The organism is Odoribacter sp. AF15-53, assembly GCF_003479425.1.
GTDB lineage: Bacteria > Bacteroidota > Bacteroidia > Bacteroidales > Marinifilaceae > Butyricimonas.
The window spans coordinates 117939-137969 of sequence record NZ_QUHC01000008.1 but is presented as its reverse complement, the minus strand read 5'-3'; the positions used below and the strand labels follow the sequence as shown (position 1 = coordinate 137969).

The following is a 20031-nucleotide window of genomic DNA, read 5'->3' as shown; positions in this document are numbered from 1 at the left end:
CAGGAACATGCTCCAACAGGTTCCTGCTTAAAGTTTCGAATTGTTAGTTTGCTCCAACAAACTAACAATAGAGTTTAACCTTAATAATAGACAAATCTATGAAAAAAAAACGAGGTTTAGGCTTCCTCGGTAAGAGAAAGTTGCAATTAAGTTTGTTAAAAATGAAAGTGACATTATTATTACTTGTGGTGAGTGTGCTGCAAAGCATGGCTGGCGTGTATTCCCAAACGGCGAAGTATGATATTTCGTTGTCGGGGGGGAAATTGGAAAATGTGTTCAAGATGATTGAACAGAAGGGTGAGTTTACATTCTTGTATTCTATCGAGGACGTGGATCATGTTTCATCAATTAATATTAACGTGAAACAGGCCGGTCTGAAGGAAGTGTTGGATATTTGCCTTGCTAGTACGAAGTTAACTTATGAGATTAACGGTCGCTTGGTTGTTATCCGGGTAAGAGACGAGAAGCCGGAAGACAAGATGATGATTATCAAGGGAAGCGTGAAGGATAAAAAGGGAGAGCCGCTACCGGGAGTAACAATTATTGAAAAGGGAACAAGTGTTGGAGTTGCTTCCGGGATAAACGGAGAATTTACTTTCACGACAACAAAACGGGATAGTGTATTTCTGATCTTTTCGTTTGTCGGTATGAAAACGAAGGTGATTCTTTGGAAGGGGCAAAAAGAATTGAAGGTGGTGATGGAAGAAGACGCCCAGGAAATGGATGAAGTTGTGGTGACGGGTTATCAGACGGTAAAAAAGTCAAATATGGCTGGTTCCGTGAGTACAGTGAAAGCTGAAGATTTGATATTGAACGGTACGCAATCTCTGGAACAAGCGTTGCAGGGGAAATTACCGGGAGTTGTTATTACGAACCAAGATGGATTGGTGGGAACTCGTCAGAAGGTAAGAGTACGGGGAACCTCGACTTTATTGGGAAGTCAGGATCCTGTATGGGTGGTGGATGGAATTATACAGGAGGATCCGCTTCCGTTTAAAGCAACAGAACTAACCTTGTTTGGTAAGGATCCCGACAATATCGATATGATTCGCAATTTTGTTGGTAGTGCAATCGCCTGGTTGAATCCGTCTGATATACAAGATGTAACAGTTTTGAAGGATGCTTCTGCGACAGCCATTTATGGCGTGAAAGCAGCAAACGGGGTTATTGTGATCACGACGAAAAAAGGATCAAAGGGACGTATGTCTTTAAATTATTCTGGTAATTTTTCAATTGGTTCCAAGATAACTTATGATAAAATGAATTTGATGAATTCTAAAGAGAGGGTGGATGTTTCTCGGGAGATTTTTGAGACGGGACTTGTATCTAGTGTAGGTTTGGATCCTGTTGGTTATCAGGGGCTATTGGAACAATATTTGCAAGAAAAAATATCTTATACGGAGTTCAATGCTGGGGTAAAAAAACTAGAAACCGTGAACACGGATTGGTTTGACTTACTGTATGAAAATCCCTTTAGTCATAGTCATAATCTGAGTATATCGGGTGGTAGTGAAACGACCACATATTATGCTTCTTTTGGAATAAATAAAAATAATGGAACGGCTAAAGGAAATGATTCCGAGAGTTATCAAGGGAGTGTTAATGTAACTTCTCTTTTCTGGGATAAATTGCAGGTATCAGCTAAAGTTTCCGGAACTGTTACTAAAACGACCGGTTTTAGCAAGATTGATCCTTATTCTTACGCATCTAAAACAAGCCGGGTCATTGCGGCTTTTGATGAGGATGGAGAGTATAGTTATTATAAGGCTCAGAATGGGTATAAATATAATGTTCTTAATGAACTTGATAATACTGGGAATAAGAATACGACTAATAGTATAAATGCAAGTATAAATGTTACTTGGGAAATTTTGAAGGGATTGAAATTTGAATCGACCTTTGGTTATAATTATTCTTCTTCGTTTGGCGAGACTTGGGCAACGGAGTTTTCTAATTATGTTTCAGCAATCCGCGGGTATAATTTTGGAGAATATGGTCCCAATGACTTGAAGTACAAGCAGTCTTCATTACCTCATGGAGGAGAATTGAGTATTGCAGAATATCGTAATGGTAGTTATACTTGGAGAAATCAATTCTCGTACGTGAAAAATTTTGGCATGCATTTGATTACAGCAATGGTGGGACAGGAATGTAAGAGCGCAAAGTATGATGGATTGACAGAAACAATTTATGGTTATTTACCAGGAAGAGGCAAGACGGTTATGAATCCTCCTGCCACGATTCAAGATGCTTTGGGTAATATAAGAGAGAATACTTTGTATAGTAGCCGTCAGAGGGTATCTATTAAGGATAATACATCAAACACGTTGTCTTTTTACGGTGCGTTTACTTATACGTTTGATGAACGTTACGTGTTGAATGCAAGTATTCGTTCGGATGCTTCTAATCGTTTTGGTCAGGATAAGAGTGCTCGTTACCAACCGGTATGGTCTGTTGGATTAAGATGGAATATGGGAAGAGAGCATTTTTTGGAAGGACAAGATCTTTTGAATGAATTTAGTATCCGGGCTTCTTTTGGTTATCAGGGAAATGCAAATGAGAGTGCGGGGCCTGATTTGATCGCTTATATGCCTTCTGGTTCGACGGGAGTATCAAATGTAACAGGAGAATATTTGTTGAAAATAAAAAGTTTACCAAATCCTACCTTGAAATGGGAGAAGACAAAAACGGTAGATTTGGGGATAGATTTTGTTTTTTGGAAAAATAAGATTTCCGGTTCTTTTGAGTATTATCACAAAAAGACCAGTGATGCAATAATTAATCGTCAGGTTCCTTATGAAGCGGGAGTTTTAAGTATGCCAATGAATGGGGGATCGTTGACAAATTCAGGTTGGGAATTAGGGGTTAGTTTTGCCCCGGTTAGAACAAAGAATTTCCTTTGGTCGTTAGGCTTGAATACTTCTAAGAATTATAATGAAGTTACTAGTAATCTGGAAACGAATGAAAATTGGCAAGAAGCTACTTCTGGTTCCTTGTACAAGAAAGGATATCCTGTTTCTGGTTTTTGGGCGTTTGAGTTTGCCGGGTTATCTCCAGAAAACGGGACTCCTTTATATAATTTGGATGGGGTTGATAAGCCTGAAGCTGTTACAGATGCAACGCAATTTATGAAATATATGGGGAAATTAGATCCTGATTTTACCGCAGGAATAAATACAACCTTTAAATACAAAGATCTGACGTTATCCGCTTCGTTTAATTTGCAAGTAGGAGGGAAGAAGTTTTTAGCACCGATTTTTGATTCGGAAATGTCGAATAATACTCCGTATGAGTATAATAATTTGCCTAAAGATTTAGTAAAACGGTGGCGAAAAGCCGGGGATGAAAAAATTACAAATATTCCTTCTATACCAGCAAAAGGTAAAGCTTTTGTGGATTTGGCTAATGGAAGTGATTACGCTTATCGAATGTATAATTTCTCGGATATACGAGTTGCAGATGCGTCATTTTTAAGATGTAATAATATCACGCTTTCTTATAATTTGTCGAATGGTTGGATTACAAAATTTGCTCAGAATATGGGATTCACGTTTTCTGTTTCTAATCCGTTTATTATCGTAAGTCATGATTATAAAGGGAAAGATCCGGAAGTGGCAACTGGTTCGCAGCCAATCTCTCAAAATTATACTTTCAGTGTAAATATAAGTTTCTAATGAAATAAAGTGAATTGTATGAAATATATATTAGTATTGTTTTTGACTTTAGGTTTGGCCGGATGTTCTGATTTTTTGGAAGAATCCAGCCAAGATGAAGTACGTCCAACAACAGTTGATGACTTGATGCAAGTGATGGTTGGTGAAGCTTATCCGATGGATAATATAATTGATTCATATCTGGATTTCTTGACGGATGATATGAAATGTAATGGCGCTCAAGGTGATGAACAAAAGAGTGTTATAGAACAATTATATTATATTTTTTCGTGGAATGATGATATGTATGAAAAATTTGAGTCATCTAATATTAATTCATGGCAGGTGTATTATTCTAAAATTATGGGGTGTAATACGGTGTTAGGGTATCTGAATCGTGTCACTGGAGAGCAAAACGTAAAAGATAATTTGAAAGGACAAGCTTTAGTGTTACGAGGTTGGTATTATTTTTTATTGGTTAATCTGTATGGTTTACCTTATAATTATGGGGATCCGGAGGAGAATCTTGGTGTACCTCTAAAATTAGAAATGGAAGTTACAGATGCATTTTATAAAAGAAATACGGTAGCGGAGGTGTATGCACAAATAGAGAAGGACTTGCTGGAAGGGATAAAATTGTTAGATGAGAATAATATATCCATGTCGTTATATAAAATCAGTCCTTTAGCAGGTAAAGCGATGTTATCCAGAGTGTATCTTTATATGGAAAACTGGGATAAAGCATTAGAATATGCGAATCTTGTGTTGGATGAAAAACCTGCCTTAACAGCATTAGCTAGTGCGGATGCAGATGCCTTTCAGTATCAAGGATCCTCTTCTTTTGGATTGTATAATTGGAACGTTAGCGATGAGGTTATTTGGATTTATAGCGGTAAGAGAGAATTTTCACTTTATGGGGGAGGAGGAGGAACATATCCTTCTGTTTTTTCTGTATCTGATGATTTGATGGATTTATATAATACATCGACAGATCCGAATAACCATTTGGATTTAAGACCTTATATGTGTTTTTATAATTCAGCTTATTTTAGTGCTTCATTTCTCCCCGTCCTTTATCCTCAGTACGGGTATAAAGGAGGAAAAAATCAAGTATATGGAACTAAAGGAATACGGACGGCGGAGTTATATTTGAATCGGGCTGAAGTTTATATCCGAAAATACATGGCTTCGGGTGATGATAATTATCGGAAATTGGCTTTAGTCGATTTGAATAATATTCGGAAACATCGTTATGATACGCGGAATGTAGATTATGTTGATGAAGATATTCAGGATGCGGATAAATTATTCCAGTTTTATAAGGAAGAAAGACGCCGGGAATTATGTTTTGAGGATCATCGATGGTTTGATTTACGCCGTTATGAGATGCCTAGTTTATCTCATGTCTATTTTGTAAATAGTGGGAATGAACAAGTGATTACCTTGAATGAAGGCGATCTTCGTTACGTGTTATTAATTCCAAAGAGTGCTCTTGAGCGTAATCCTCGGTTAATTCAAAATAAACGTTAATTTTAGGAGGGATAGTTATGAATCAAAAAATTTTATATATATTTATTTGCGTAGTTATATTGTTCGTGGCCTGTAATGATGACGATAAATTAACTCCAACCGAGACTCCGGAATTCGGATATTTTGTTCCACAGGGCGAGCATGATTATGATCAAGCAATTGTTGAGTGGAATAAGAAGTGTAATACTTTTATTTTGTATAAGTATAATCTGAAAGAACTTTATTGGCAGGTAAATGCTTGGCAAGAATCACAAAAGCAACCGGAAAATGCTGCATATCCCTATAGTGCTGGACTTGTTGCCGAAGTTGCTGATGAAGAATATGTCGGATTGCAATTGGAATTAATCGAGAATTCATTCTTGAGTTTTTATCGTGATACCATGTTGAAACGTTGTATTCCGTTGAAATTATTGCTTTGTAGTAAGATGGATTGGAGGGATGCTAGAGGAGCGATGAAATTATATAACGTGTATAGTGGTTATGATTATTTGGCCTTTAATTGGGGAAGTGCTGAAATTGTGAGCATGACGACAGATCAAAAGAAAGTTTTTAAAGTAGAAGCAAATAAACTATTTTTAGAACGTTTGCTTGATAAGAAAAAAATTGTTGTTCCAAGTGATTTTTATGTTGGAAGTAATTATACGGATAGAATAACGACAACAAACATGTATTCTCGGGGTTTTTTGAGTAGAGCGACCAAACAAGAGGACGATGTAAATTATTATATAGAAGCCATTATTTCTACTTCATATGAAGATTTGAATTCAGAGTATAATAACGTCGATTCTTACAAAGGAGTTCTGAATCCGATAAAAGACGTGAATGGACTTATTCGAAAAAAATATGATATTCTTGTTAATTATTTCAAAGGTGAATATGGTATAGATCTCCAAAAGATAGGTGATTCTGTAATTTAATAATTGCTTTACCATGTCCTATTTTTATAGGACATGGTAAAATTTATAATAGAATGTTATGTCTAGAGTTGCAATTGTATTATTTATTATATTGGGAAGTTTTAGTGTTGCTTTTGCGCAATCGGGCTTGAAATTGTCAGGTAAATTAAGAATACTTGAACCTATGGAACTGAAAGTGACTTCTCTTTCCGGAGAAACTATACTTTCAACTCAAGTAGAACGTGATGGCGTTTTTGATCTTGGACCGAAGGAGATAGTTCCTGATTTGTATATTCTTTGGTTGGGAAAAACACAACAACCTGTTTACTTGACAAATACAAATGTAACTATTAAGGGGTATTATGATGCGACAAGACCGGAAAATAGTTCGTTGTCGTTTACTGGAATTGATGATTTTCTAGAGTTGTCAAAATGGATTCCTACCGAGAAGAATTCCAGAAAAAGGACGATAAATCCGGACGTGAGGGGGAAATTGAAAGGGTCCATGTATAGTGCCTTAGCATATTTATCCGATATGGAAGCTCTTGAGCCCAATAAATTATTATTGGACGAGATCCCGGAAGAATTTTATGACGTGTTGTCAGTAAGATGGTTAAATCAGAAAGTTGATAGTTTAGCCAAGTTCGCTGTCGGGGCGGAAGCTTATAATTTTACCTATGTTGATCCGGAGGGAAAAGAGGTTAGTTTGAGTGATTTTCGAGGGAAATTCGTGCTTGTTGATTTCTGGGCTTCTTGGTGCGGACCGTGTCGACAGGAGATGAAGAGTTTACTACCGATCTATAACGAGTTAAAGGGGAATGATTTGGTGTTTATCAGTATTTCTCTTGATAAACGGGAGAAGGATTGGCGTCAGATGCTTGAGGTTGAAAATCTACCTTGGGTGATGCTTTGGAACAAGGAGGGATTTACTATCGGGGATGCTCCTAATATGATTCAGAAAGCCTATGGTTTTTATAGTATTCCCTTTATAGTATTGATTGATAAAGAGGGGCGAATTCTTGCTCGCAGGTTACGAGGAGAGAAGGTGAAAGAAGAAATACTAAAAGTCCGGAGAAAATAATTTTAGATTTTAAAGTGATATAGAGTTTGGAATGAAGTATGTGTAATTCAGAATTCTATATTTTAAATTTCTGTGATCGTATTGTATAACAAAATAAACTGTAAGATGAGAAAATATTTATTGTTACTAGTAATTGGCTTGTATGTTTGTACGGCAAAGGCACAATTGATCAAGCAAGATAACCAGATCCAGAAGAAGCAATCGGATTTGGATTGGTATAATTGTTCTTTTGATCAAGACGGGGTGTATGGAGCTGAGGTGAATAAGGCTTATGATTTTCTGAAAGGGAAGAAAATCAAGAAAAGACCCGTGGTTGCATTGATCGGGACTGGATTGGATGTTGAACATGAAGATTTGAAACAAGCGATTTGGTTCAATCCGAAGGAGAAGGCGAACGGGAAAGATGATGATAAAAATGGGTTGATTGATGATATTAACGGTTGGAATTTCATCGGGGGGAAAGACGGGAAAGTGATGGAAGCTTTGACAAGAGAGGGGGAACGTGAGTTTTTACGCTTGAAAGAGAAATATGCCGATTATATTTTTGACGGGAAGAATTACTATAAGGTAATTAATGATAAAATGACAGTTGTTCCCGCTCCCGAAAATATGGACGAGTATGTGTATTTTCGTTTTAAAGTGATGATGGAATCTCCGTTGGCAGGAAGTTATGGGGGTGTTGGTTTGGCGTATATATTAAGGGATTATGCGTTGAAATTTGATAAGCAAATGAAAGCGCAATTCCCTGGGAAGGAATTGACAGTGAAAGAATTTCAGATTTGTTATGATCCTAAGGCTCCCCGAGATTCATTGAGCGAGGTTGCTTTCACGCTTATGGCATACGGTTTTTCAATTATGAAAACGGATAAATGGCAGGTTATTTATGATTTGTACGCGACTGGGGGACAGGTGCAACGAGCCATGTCTTCTTATGAGCAGAATTTAAAGAATTTGGGGAATGATGGTCGTGAGGAAATTGTTGGTGATAATTATTTGGATATCAAAGATAATAAATACGGGAATAATGTTTTATTGACTTCCGATGCAGCTCTGGGAACAATGCAGGCCGGAGTGGTTGGTGCGAAGAGAGGTAATGGTTTTGGAGGAGACGGGATTATGGATCAGGCGGAGATTATGGCTTTGCGTGTGAGCACCGGGAATGGAGAACCTTATTTGAAGGATATGGCCTTGGCAATTCGCTATGCCGTGGAGCACAAAGCAGATGTGATTGTGTTGCCGGAACAAAATACTTTGTATCCCGAGCAACAAAAAAAGTGGATGATCGAGGCGTTGGAATATGCCGAGAGTAAAGGAGTTCTTGTTGTTGTTCCCGTATGGGAATTATCAAGAGATTTGTCAAAACAGACTTTTTTCCCGAATCGTTGGATGACAGGAGGAAAAGAACTGACGAATTTGATGGTTGTCGCTTCTTCCGATAAAAATGGGAATCCAGCAATGAATTCGAATTATGGGGCTAAGGAATTGGATCTTTTTGCTCCTGGAATAAACGTGTTGTCTACTTATACGGGAGACACGTATCAAATGGGAACGGGTGTCGGGCTTGCTTCTGCTTCTGTGGCCGGAGTGGCCGCATTGATCAAGGCGTATTATCCTAGTTTGACGGGGAGTCAGATTCGTGACATTTTGTTGGAATCCGTGACTTCCAGAAAAGGGGTAGAAGTGGAAAAAGGAATTGAGGTCGATGGCAAGCAGACTCAAGATTTATTTATTTTCGATGATTTGTGTTTGTCCGGGGGTATTTTGAATGCTTATCAGGCAATCGTGGCTGCTGATAAATTAGGAAAATAATAAGGTATGAGATTGTTTTATAAGGTAATAACTATCTTGTTATTTTGTGTAACGACGGTTCAGGTAGGGGCACAACAGTATAAAACTGTGCTACCCTACCGGATGGTCGGTGGCAAAATGATCGTGGATATGATTATGAATGGAACTCCCCGTTCGTTTATTTTCGATACAGGAGGACGTACGGCTTTGACCGGGGAGATTTGTGAAGAATTGGGGCTGGAAGTGGTTGATTCGTTGGTGGTAACGGATGTAAATAGTAACGAGGCTGTTTATCCGCTCGTGTTGATAGAGAGTTTACTTACTCCTGATGAGAAAATTAATTTCAGGAATGTGCCAGCGATGAAATTATCCAAACCTTCACCTTTCGAGTGTTTCCATACTGACGGATTGATTGGTAGTGATTTGTTTGTGCGGACGATAGTGGAAATTGACGGGAAAGCGAAAACGGTCACGATTACTTCGGCAGAGAATCCTTCGACCGCATCGTTGCGTAAGATGTTACCTTTCGTGAGAGCGGGAATGCCGATTATATCGTTGCAAGCGGGTGTGGGGAATGCGATTACTTGTTTGTTTGATACGGGAAACCCGACTTTTCTTTCGTTGAAAGACACTGATTTCGAAGCATTACGGTCTGCTGCTGCTCTTGAAGTTTTGTCTGAAGGATATGGAGAAGGCTCTATCGGGGTGACCGGAATGGCAGATGCGGATGTGTCATATCGGGTACGTTTTCCATTATTATCGGTTGGGAGTACAAAGTTCAAGAATGTTGACTCCGAGACTTCAATACCCCCGTATACACTGTTGGGCGTGAGCTTGTTGGATTATGGTAAGGTGACGTTGGATTATCCTCGTGCCCGTTTTTATTTCGAGGCGTATGAACAGGAGAACGATCTGGAATGTAAGCATTATAACGTGGGGTTGAGAGTGAAAGATGGAGAACTTGTTGTGGCAACCGTGTGGAGAGCCATGAAGGGGCAAGTTGAGGTGGGAGATAAAGTGATAAAGATAAACGGGAAGCCTGTCGGGCGATATGATTTTTGTGAAAGTATTATTAACGGGATTCCGGAGTTGAAGGTGAAGAAGAAAACTAAATTGACGATTCAAACCCGGCAAGGAGAGAAGGTGATTATTTATCAAAAAGAATAGTGTATGTGGAGTACGAGGCTATTATTCACGTTGTTTGTTGCCGTGTTGCCTTTTTTGGTAGGAAAGGCGCAACAATCAACCCGGCGAATTTGTGACACGATTCACTACGAATTTGTTCAGGATAAGATCATTATCCCTGTGACGGTAAACGGGGTAAAAGTGAAATATATCGTGGACACGGGCGGGCAAACCGGAACGATAAGAGAGAAGGCCGTGGAGATGAAAGCCATAGGGGGAGGCGGGACTCGTGGTGTGTCCGACGTGAACGGGATGAGTTTGTCTTATGAAGAGGGTGTTTTGAATGACGTACAGCTGAGCCCGAATTATAAGTTAACTCAGATGAAGAGTATTATTTTCCCCCTGAATGGTTTTTTTCGGGATTTAGGTGTTGCTGGGATTCTTGGGAGTGATGCTTTTGCACAGGCGGTAGTTACTTTTGATGCCCGGGAGAAGATTATGGTTATTAACTACCCTTATCGTCCGGAAGGATTGAAGATCACGGAAGGAGTACCGTTTTATCCGGGAAGCATGAATCATCCTATCGTGGATGTTGATTTTGGAGGTTGCGTGAAGCGTGTGTTGTTTGATACGGGAGCCGGAGGATTGTTGTCGCTTTCTGCTGATGATTACGAGGAAGTGAGGGATAGTATGAAAAATCATTTGTTAGGAAGTGCTTTCGGCATCAATAGTATCGGAATTGGAGGTTTTGATTACAAGAATGCGACAGAAATAGACAAGGTTAGTTTTGATCATGTAAGTTTTGTGGGCAAAGAGTTTATCAACATGGAGAGCATTACCGTCAAAATGGGAATGTCCTTGATGGGAGTTGAAATGTTGAAATACGGGAAAGTGGTGATTGATTACATGCGTAATCGTTTTTATTTCTTTCCTTACGAGGATCAAGTAGAGGATTTAGCAGGGAAAGTTAAAAATTGGAATGTCGGTATTCTACCTGTGACTGATCGTTTCGAAATCACGACGGTATGGGATAGCATGAAAGATCAGGTGGCGTTAGGTGATCAGGTGATTCGTGTGAATGGAAAAGAGTTGTCCGAGTTAAAACAAAGTCAATTGGAAATAGATGCTTTGCTTGAATCCGTGGAGGGAGAGACTACCGAGATCGTGATCTTGAAAAACGGCAAGGAGAAAAAGGTGGAGATTAGGAGAGAATGAGATAATTTAAGATGTTGAATTTATGGTGAAGAGATTAATAATGATCGTGAGCTTGTGTTTGTTCGGGGTGGCAACATGGGCTCAATCGAAAAATACGGCTACCGAGGTAAAGGATTACCGGGAAGTGGACGGGAAGATTATCCTAGAGATGGTTGTGAATGGCGAACGGGCGGATTTCGTGCTAGATTTGGCAGGACATAATGCCATTTTACCGGAATACGTGGAGAAATTTAAAATAGATCCGGACGAAAAGGGGGATTTTCGTTATGATACTTTTTTGTACAAGAAGGTGGAGACCCCGAAGAGTGTTTCAATAAGCACGATTGCTTTTGGAAACAACGTGTTTGGTAATGGTGTGGCTGCTTTCGTGTTGGGGGATGAACCTTATTTGCGTAAACTAGGCGTTGCGGGAATTGTTGGAGGTGCATTGTTTCGTAATGTGGTGTTGACTATTGATAGTAGACGGAAAAAAATAACAACTTCCGTTCCTTACCGTCCCTCGTACATGAAACTGGATCATCGTGCTGATATTAGCGTTCTCTCCGGATCAGTGGTTACTTTTTCGGTAGCGATAAATGGTACCGTATTCCCGTTGATTTTTGATACTTGGAATGACGGAATGATTACTTTAACACCTTCGGATTTTGCTAGAATAACCGGGGATGACGGGAAAAAGGTTGAATTATTCAACGGTTACGGGCAAACCATGATGACTGGAGCTTCGAAAATTGTGGCAAAATGCGATTTCGTGAAGAATACGTTCTCGAATGTCGTTGTTGCGGAAAACAAAGATTTGCCTCGTTCCGTGGTGGGAACGGGGATATTGAAAGAGGGGATTCTCTCTATTGATTTCCAGAAACAAAAAGTGTATTTTCAATCTTTTGATCTGGCAGAGGTGAAAGATGAGGTACAAGGTGGAGGTGCTGTTACTGTTGAAGCTGGTAAACTAAATCCGATCACCCGGGATTATTTCTTGGATCATGTTTATGATTACCGGGTCGGCAAGGAGTTCGTGTTCAAGGGAGATAAACCTGTCGTGATTGACTTTTGGGCTACTTGGTGTGGACCTTGTATGCGTTTAATTCCTGAATTGGAAAAGATGGCAGAGAAATACAAGGATCAAGTGATATTTTTGAAGGTGAATGCGGATAAAGAAAAGGAATTGTGCAGTATGTTTAATATCGTGGCTCTTCCGACTTTGTTTTTTATTCCAGTCGGGGGTAAACCCATTATAGAAACCGGGGCGATGCCGGAGAAGTTTGAAAAGATTATTCTGGAGCAATTATTGAAATAGTAGGATTAGTAATTTTTAGAGCAGTTCGGGATAATTTCCGGACTGCTTTTTTATCTCGTTATGATTTCCTATGCGATATATGATTTGTGGGGGAATAAGAATAAAATAGAAGAGTTTACCTATTTCATTATATTTTTTTGCATCTTTGTCGAGTTCATGCTTAGAAGAGAGGTGTTGGATGGATAAGAAAATGCAATATAGAAAATTCAAGGAAGATGCGAATTATCTTGTTAAGCGATTACGGGATAGTGATGAGGAGGCTTTTGCTTTTCTTTTTGATACTTACGGGAAATCACTTTATTTTTATTGTAATTCGATACTTAAAAATAGTACGTTCGGGGAGGATGTCGTGCAGGAAAGTTTCGTGAACCTGTGGGAACGACGGAAAGATTTTGTTGCGCTGCTTCCTGTTCGGGTCTTTCTTTACCAGACAGCCCGTAATAAATGTATGGATTTATTGAAACACGAGCAAGTTATTCACAAGCATGAGGCTTCGTTGGTGCAAGAGTTTAGCGAAGATTTTTTGGATGAGAAGATGATCGAGGAAGAAATGCTGGGAGAAATTTACCGTGCGATTGATGAATTACCGTCGGAATGTGGGCGTGTATTCCGGTTGGGGTTGGAAGGGCTGAGTAATCAGGAGATTGCGGATACCCTGTCTATATCGGTGAACACGGTTAAGACCCAGAAGCAGCGGGCGATGACTGTGTTGAAGAAACGTTTCAGTACGGGAATGCTTTTGGTCCTTCTGGGCATGACCGATTTACTTCATTGATTTTTTTGAAAAAAAGTGTAATCCTTGTCATCCTTTTGGGAAGGGTAGTCGTTCTTTGTGCGAAAACGTGAAAATGACAAGTGTATGCATGACGAAAATAATTTGAAAATAGCTTCGTGGATAGCAGCCCGGTTGAAAGGAACCATTCGTCCGGAGGAAGAGAAGGCGTTGGAAGAATGGATTAATGAGAGTGACGGGCATAGACTTTTCTACGAGCGGATGATGGATCAAGAGTATCTTGCGGGGAGGTTGGATGGGTATGAAACTTGTTCTTTAGAGGCATTGAAGGAACGAATAATGCCGCTGGCAAGAAAGCAGGGACGGCATATTCGTTTTACGTATCGGATAAAGCAAATTGCTGCCGTTTTGTTTATTCCGCTTGTTTTGGGTGGGGTGTTTTTATTGATGGATGAGAAGGAAGAAAAAACACCGGTAGTAGCAGATATTATTCCCGGTAAAGAATGCGCCGTGTTGGAAATGGCTGATGGCCGACTGGTGGAACTGGTTCCGGGTAAGAATCTAGGGCAATTACGACTTGTGGGGGCAGTGGTGACGAATGATTCTAATTGCCTTTCTTATCAACAGGCCGGAAAGGTAAATCAATTGGAGTATAACACAATTATTATCCCTCGGGGAGGAGAATATCAATTGACTTTGGCGGATGGTTCCCGTGTATGGTTAAATTCCGGTACCCGCTTGCGTTACCCGGTTAATTTCATCGGGGAAAAGCGGGAAGTATATCTTGAAGGGGAAGCCTATTTTGAGGTAACTCGTTCCGAGAAACCTTTCGTGGTACACGGGGGAGGACAAAACGTGCGGGTGTTAGGAACTTCTTTTAACGTGATGGCTTATCGGGACGAGCCCAAGGTGCAAACTACTTTGGTGACGGGGAGCGTGCGGGTTACTCTGGATGAACAATCGGGTAAAACGGTATTGTTGACACCGGGGCAACAGGCCGAGTTAGATAAGAACAACGGGGATATCACGATGCGGGTTGTAAACGTGGAGAATTATACCGGATGGAAAGATAAGCTTTTCATATTTGACGAGGAGGATCTGGAGACGATGATGCGAAAACTGGCTCGCTGGTATGATGTGGATATTAGCATCGAGACTCCTGATTTGCGGGAGAAAATATTTTACGGGGTAATCCGGAAGTACGAGAATATTTCTAAAATTCTGGATATGTTGAAAAAAACTCAAAATATTGATTATTCAATTCAAGGTAAGAAGATTGTGATTAAAAAAGCCCGATAAGTTTTCGACGACTTACCAGGCTATTGTAATTTTAAAACTCGCCTCGGATTGGCATTTGACGCGAGTATTAAGTAAAACTAAACAAATGTATGAAAAAAGATGAATTAATTCTCCATTTATGGCGATGGAGTAGGAAAAAAATGTTAGTGATGAAACTAGTTGTACTCATGGTATTGGTTCCCGTAATTACGTTTGCAATACCGGCTCATAGTCAGAAACAAATCAAGATGGAGGTGCAAGGGGTACCTTTGGAACAGGTACTCAAAGAACTGCGTGTACAATCGGGTTATTATATCCTGTATAATAAACAGGATGTGCAGGGGGTGAAAAACGTGAGTCTGAAAGTGGACGGTGCTTCGGTGGATGATGTTTTGAGGTTATGTTTGCAGAATACTCCTTTGCAGTATGTGATCGAGGACCAGACGATCCTGATCTCCGTGAAGAAGGTTGGGGATGAACCGGAAAAAAAGGAAAGCGTGATTATTAAAGGAGTGGTGAAAGATTCAAAAGGGAGTGTCCTCCCCGGGGTGACGGTTGTTATTAAAGGAACAACCGTGGGAACTGCCACGGGAGTGAATGGTGATTTTGCGATGAATCTGGTTAAGCAGGATACCGCTACTTTAGTTTTTTCGTTCGTGGGAATGAAGACGAAAGAGGTGAAATGGAGAGGGCAGTCCGAGATCAATGTCGTGTTGGAAGACGAGATGAGCGAGATGGATGAAGTCGTGGTAATCGGTTACGGTACATCTACCAAAAAAGATTTGACGGGTTCGGTGGCTAGTTTTGATACCCGTGTGATCGAGGAATCGACAGCCACGAACGTGGCGTCAATGATGCAAGGACAGATCGCGGGATTAAGTATATTGGCAGGAAGCGGGGCCCCCGGTAGTCCGGCTCGTTTGGAAATTCGGGGAGTTCCTTCTTTGAGCGGGGCAACCTCGCCTTTGATCGTGGTGGATAATGTCCCCATGACGAGTGATTTTGATATCAATGAGTTGAATCCCGATGATATACAGAGTATTGATGTTTTGAAAGGTGCTTCTTCGGCAGCGATTTACGGGTCGAGAGCAGCGGCCGGTGTAATCATGATAACGACAAAGGGGGGGCGACGCAACCAGAAACCTGTTATCAATTATAGCTTTGATTACAGTTTGACAAGCTTGGTGTCGGATATTAATACCTTGACAACGGATGAATTTAAAATGTTGGTTTTAGAGGCTGCCAGCAACTCAGCCAAGGCTGCCGGGTACGAGGATGTTACGAAATGGTCAACGTATAAGAAATTTGCCGATCCGAATTTCTGGGGTAATGCCAATACTCCCTGGATGGACTATATTATGCGAGATGGAAGCAAGCAGCAGCATAAAATTTCCATTCGCGGGGGTGGAGAAATGTTCGGTTATAATGCTTCTTTGGGGTACACGAACGAGTTGGGACAGGTGAAAGGTACGGAGTATGAGAGATACACGTATGATGTCGGTTTCAACACGGATATAAACCCGTGGATACGGGCCTCGGTAAAAGTGGCGGGAACGATTGCCGATCGTTCAAGCAATAATGCAAGTCTGGATATTGCAACCCAGGCTAGACCGGATCTTGAACCTTATAACGAAGACGGGTCTTATTACATTCATTCGTACGACTGGTATGGACGGACGTATTATATCGGGAATCCTATTGTCGAGATGGAGGAGAACACGAATCAAGGTGAAAGCCATAATATCCGTCTTACGGGAAATCTGGAATTTAAGATTTTACCGGAATTAACTTTGATGACGCAATATACTTATCAGACCCGGAAAGGAGAAGGGTACGGCTATGCTTCCAGCCAGACTGAAGAAGGAAGTTTTAATTGGAGTAATCAGAAAGGCCTCGGGGTGAAAAGACATAGTAAAGTGGCCAGCAAAGAGTTTGAGGTACGATTGTCATACACGAAAAATTTTGGCGAGAAACACCGCTTGTCAGCGATGTTTGCAAGTAACTTTAACGAGGAAGATTCAGAATCTTATTCGTTAGCGATGTCCGATTTTGCGGATGATTACGTGCAGAACGCTATATGGCAAGGTACGAACCCCTATCAATACGGTATGTTGAATGGTAGTGCCAGCGGTTCGAAATTGTTGTCTTTTGTAGGGAGGGTTGAATATAAGTTCATGGATCGCTATTTGTTTACCGGAACGCTCCGGTCGGATGGTTCTTCCAAATTCGCCCCGGACTATCGCTGGGGTACTTTCCCGTCTTTTGCTGCAGCGTGGATTGTTTCCGAGGAGAATTTCATGAGAAGTATTGATTGGTTGTCATTCTTGAAGATACGGGCCGGTTGGGGTAAGTCCGGTAACGGGTTTGTTGGAGAGTATGGTTGGAGAACATTATATTCTTCTACCGATTACCAGGGAAAGCCTGCTATGGTACCGAGCCAGATCGGTAACGACGAGTTGAAATGGGAGGCCACAGAACAATATGATCTGGGATTGGATTTTGGTTTTTTGAAAAACCAGAGAATCCGGGGATCATTAGGATTTTATTTGAAAAAAACGGAAGGACTGTTGTACCCGTTTACGATGGCACTGAGTACGGGAATGACTTCTACGACCGTGAATTTTGCTAATATCGAGAATAAAGGAGTGGAGTTTGATATTTCTGCCGCTATTATTCAAAATAAAAATTGGGACTGGTCTTTCGGGTTTAATATCGGAAAGAATAAAAATAAGGTCACGGGACTTGATGCAGACTACGTTTCTTATCCGGGATCGACTTCCGTGGGAAATACGGTTATTCAAGAGGGAAAATCGTTGGGGTTAATTTATGGATACGAGACCGATGGTGTTTTCCGTTCACAGGAAGAGGTGGATTATTACGAGTCTTTGAATCCGGATTACATGTATCAGGAAAAGTACTCCTACCGGAAGACGATACCGGGAGATTTGAAGTTTGTAGACCAGAATAATGACGGGCGGGTGAATAGAGACTACGGTAATCTGGATGATAAGGTCGTTTTGGGGTGTTCTCGTCCGGATTTCGAGGGAGGTTTCAACACGCGTTTAAGATGGAAAGGTTTGACCTTAAGTTTACAAGGAACATTTAGTTATGGTGCGCAGAAAGCATGGTTGGCGGAAGCGAATCAATTCACGTTCTCTTCTGCCGGAACGGTAAACGTGTTGGATGTTGCCCTGAAACGTTGGAATTCAGAGAACCCGACGAGTAATTACCCGTGCGTGAGAATAGATTTCCTTAATACTGATTTTACGGATTTTTCCGTGCATGATGCTTCTTATCTCAAGATTCAAAATATAAATCTTGAATACAAGTTGCCGGAATCCATTGTCAATAAGACAAAGATCTTCGGGAATATCAGTGTTTTTGTTTCGGCAAATAACGTGTGTACATTTACTTCTTATCCCGGGCCTTCTCCGGAATCATATAGTAGCAATACCATTCAGGGAGCTGCGATTGATACGGAGGCTTATCCGAGAACTCGTACGTTTAATTTTGGAATAAAAGTAACCGTTAAATAATTTGATTATGAATAGATTTATATATAATTGGGTATTTTTGTTTTGTGTCTTGGTGGCAGGATGTGATAGTATGTTTGACAAAGAACTTCCCCCTCATAATCTGGTCGGAGAGAATGCGATCACCAATGAATCCTCGGCGGAAGTAGCGTTAAATGGAATTTATTCTTATTTAACGGCGTATGGAACGATGAGTGCTTATTATATCAGTGATAACGAGTATCGTACCGGATTGTTGGACAGTGCTTATCGTACGGATTTTGAAATAAACGGATTGTTGAAATTCGAATTGAATGATGAGAATTCGTATGTTTCTGCCCCTTGGCAACTTGTTTACAAAATGGTGAATGCCGCCAATAACTTTATCTACAATGTAGAAAGATTATCGGAGAGCAAATTTGGGCAGAACCGGAAAACTGAAATGTTAGCGGAAGCCAAGTTTACCCGGGCTTTTGCTCATGCTTTCCTGCTCAGAAGATACGGTTATTTTTGGGATATAAATAGTGTTTACGGGCCGATTGTCCGCATGGAACCTTCCGCTCTTTCGAATAATAATCAAGGACGTAGTTCCGTGAAAGAGAGTTACGAGAAAATTTTTGAGGATTTGGATTACGCGATCAAATATGGTCCGGTGTTTTATTCCAAGTATCGTGCTTGCGCGACAACGGCGAAGGCTTTTAAAGCAGACTTGTTGATGAATCGAGGAGCAGAAGGTGATTACGAGGAGGCGATCCGGTTGGCTGACGAGGTAATCGGTAGTAGTGAATTCGGTTTGGAAACAAAATACGGGGATGTTTTCACAAATGGGTATAATTCGAAAGAGTTGATGTTTACGCGACATTTAAAGAGTGTGCCCACGATGAATGCGAATGTGGGAAGTTTGTTGAAGTTGTTCGGGGGAGGAACTTACAAACCAAGTAAGTTGTTTTTGGAAATCCTGACGCCGAAAGACAAACGTTACGAGGTAACTTTTGACTCCATGATGGTTGGGAACGGAACGATGGCCAAAAAGGCGTTGATATGGAAAAAACATTACGTGTCGAGTGGTAACTGTCCGATGTATTATATGAGAGTTGCCCAGATGTATTTGATAAAGGCGGAAGCGATGGCCCGGACGAAAGAACCGATAAAAGATTGTATTGATGTGTTGAACATTTTGCGGGAACGTTCAGAAAATACCTTGTTTGATGCGGCGGATTATCCTTCTCTTGATGATGTACTGGAAGAGGTATTCCGGGAAAATGTTCGGGAATTGAGTATGGAGAACGGTGCGATATTTTACCTTACGGTGCGGTATAACGAAAGTGGGCATCGGAAGTTGAAGGATATGAATCCGAATTTTCAGAATGATGATCAGTTATGTTTCCCGATTCCCAGTGCAGAATTGGAACATAATCCTAGCGTGAAGCAAAAACCGATGTAATCTCATGGGGGAAAAGAGAGAAAGAAGGGTGTGTGAGGTGTAATAGCGGTTAAAAGATTATAGATACATTGTAATAATCCTATTAAAATAACATCAGTTCGATGATTTTTTTAGAATAAACTTAAGCCGACGATCAACATGAAAAAAGTGGTCAACAGTCAGTTTACTTTCCTATAAAAAATCGTCGAACTGACGTTATTTAATTAAAAATTAGTTGATTGTATATGTATTATTACAGGAGATTTCCTATTGATATAATACATGATTACGTCATGAATTCTTGATGAATTACTGGTTAATAGCGGTAATAATCTTTTAGAAATCTAATATGAATCTTTTATAAACCTTATTATAATAGGGTTCATATAGGGTTACTATAGGGTTCATATAAGGTTCATGACGGTATTTGATTGGTAGTGATTAACTATTAATGATCTAATAAAATAGTAACTCTCCGTGACAACCACTCGTTTTTATGCTGA

12 protein-coding genes are annotated in these 20031 nt (G+C 40.3%); all 12 read left to right on the top strand.

Going from position 1 to position 20031, the window contains the following annotated elements; genetic code table 11:
- Positions 1-98 precede the first annotated feature (98 nt).
- The 12 genes from DWW52_RS15690 to DWW52_RS15635 all read left to right on the top strand — a co-directional run bounded on the left by DWW52_RS15690 (position 99) and on the right by DWW52_RS15635 (position 19549).
- A complete protein-coding gene (locus DWW52_RS15690) occupies positions 99-3674 on the top strand; it encodes a SusC/RagA family TonB-linked outer membrane protein (RefSeq protein WP_118716458.1) in 3576 nt (1191 codons plus the stop codon).
- An 18-nt stretch (positions 3675-3692) separates the two neighbouring features.
- A complete protein-coding gene (locus DWW52_RS15685) occupies positions 3693-5183 on the top strand; it encodes a RagB/SusD family nutrient uptake outer membrane protein (RefSeq protein WP_118716457.1) in 1491 nt (496 codons plus the stop codon).
- Between the two features lie 17 nt (positions 5184-5200).
- On the top strand, positions 5201-6100 hold the full coding sequence (locus tag DWW52_RS15680) for a putative zinc-binding metallopeptidase (protein ID WP_118716456.1): 900 nt from the start codon (positions 5201-5203) through the stop codon (positions 6098-6100).
- A gap of 58 nt (positions 6101-6158) precedes the next feature.
- On the top strand, positions 6159-7160 hold the full coding sequence (locus DWW52_RS15675; RefSeq protein WP_118716455.1) for a TlpA disulfide reductase family protein: 1002 nt from the start codon (positions 6159-6161) through the stop codon (positions 7158-7160).
- A 105-nt stretch (positions 7161-7265) separates the two neighbouring features.
- A complete protein-coding gene (locus tag DWW52_RS15670; protein ID WP_118716454.1) occupies positions 7266-8969 on the top strand; it encodes a S8 family serine peptidase in 1704 nt (567 codons plus the stop codon).
- 6 nt (positions 8970-8975) lie between these two features.
- Positions 8976-10115: a hypothetical protein gene (locus tag DWW52_RS15665; protein WP_118716453.1), complete on the top strand. Its 1140-nt coding sequence runs from the start codon at positions 8976-8978 to the stop codon at positions 10113-10115.
- Between the two features lie 3 nt (positions 10116-10118).
- Entirely contained in the window at positions 10119-11288 is a 1170-nt protein-coding gene (locus tag DWW52_RS15660) for an aspartyl protease family protein (RefSeq protein WP_118716452.1), read from the top strand.
- A gap of 25 nt (positions 11289-11313) precedes the next feature.
- Positions 11314-12582 (top strand): thioredoxin domain-containing protein, encoded by a 1269-nt coding sequence (locus DWW52_RS15655; protein WP_199692011.1) that lies wholly within the window; start codon positions 11314-11316, stop codon positions 12580-12582.
- A gap of 178 nt (positions 12583-12760) precedes the next feature.
- A complete protein-coding gene (locus DWW52_RS15650; RefSeq protein ID WP_118716450.1) occupies positions 12761-13357 on the top strand; it encodes an RNA polymerase sigma-70 factor in 597 nt (198 codons plus the stop codon).
- Between the two features lie 84 nt (positions 13358-13441).
- Positions 13442-14614 carry a FecR family protein gene (locus DWW52_RS15645; protein WP_118716449.1) on the top strand — a complete coding sequence of 391 codons (1173 nt, stop codon included), beginning with the start codon at positions 13442-13444 and terminating at the stop codon, positions 14612-14614.
- Between the two features lie 149 nt (positions 14615-14763).
- Positions 14764-18129 carry a TonB-dependent receptor gene (locus tag DWW52_RS15640; protein ID WP_158582639.1) on the top strand — a complete coding sequence of 1122 codons (3366 nt, stop codon included), beginning with the start codon at positions 14764-14766 and terminating at the stop codon, positions 18127-18129.
- A gap of 7 nt (positions 18130-18136) precedes the next feature.
- The gene (locus tag DWW52_RS15635; RefSeq protein WP_118716447.1) at positions 18137-19549 is read left to right on the top strand and encodes a RagB/SusD family nutrient uptake outer membrane protein; all 1413 of its coding nucleotides are present in this window, start codon (positions 18137-18139) and stop codon (positions 19547-19549) included.
- Positions 19550-20031 lie beyond the last annotated feature (482 nt).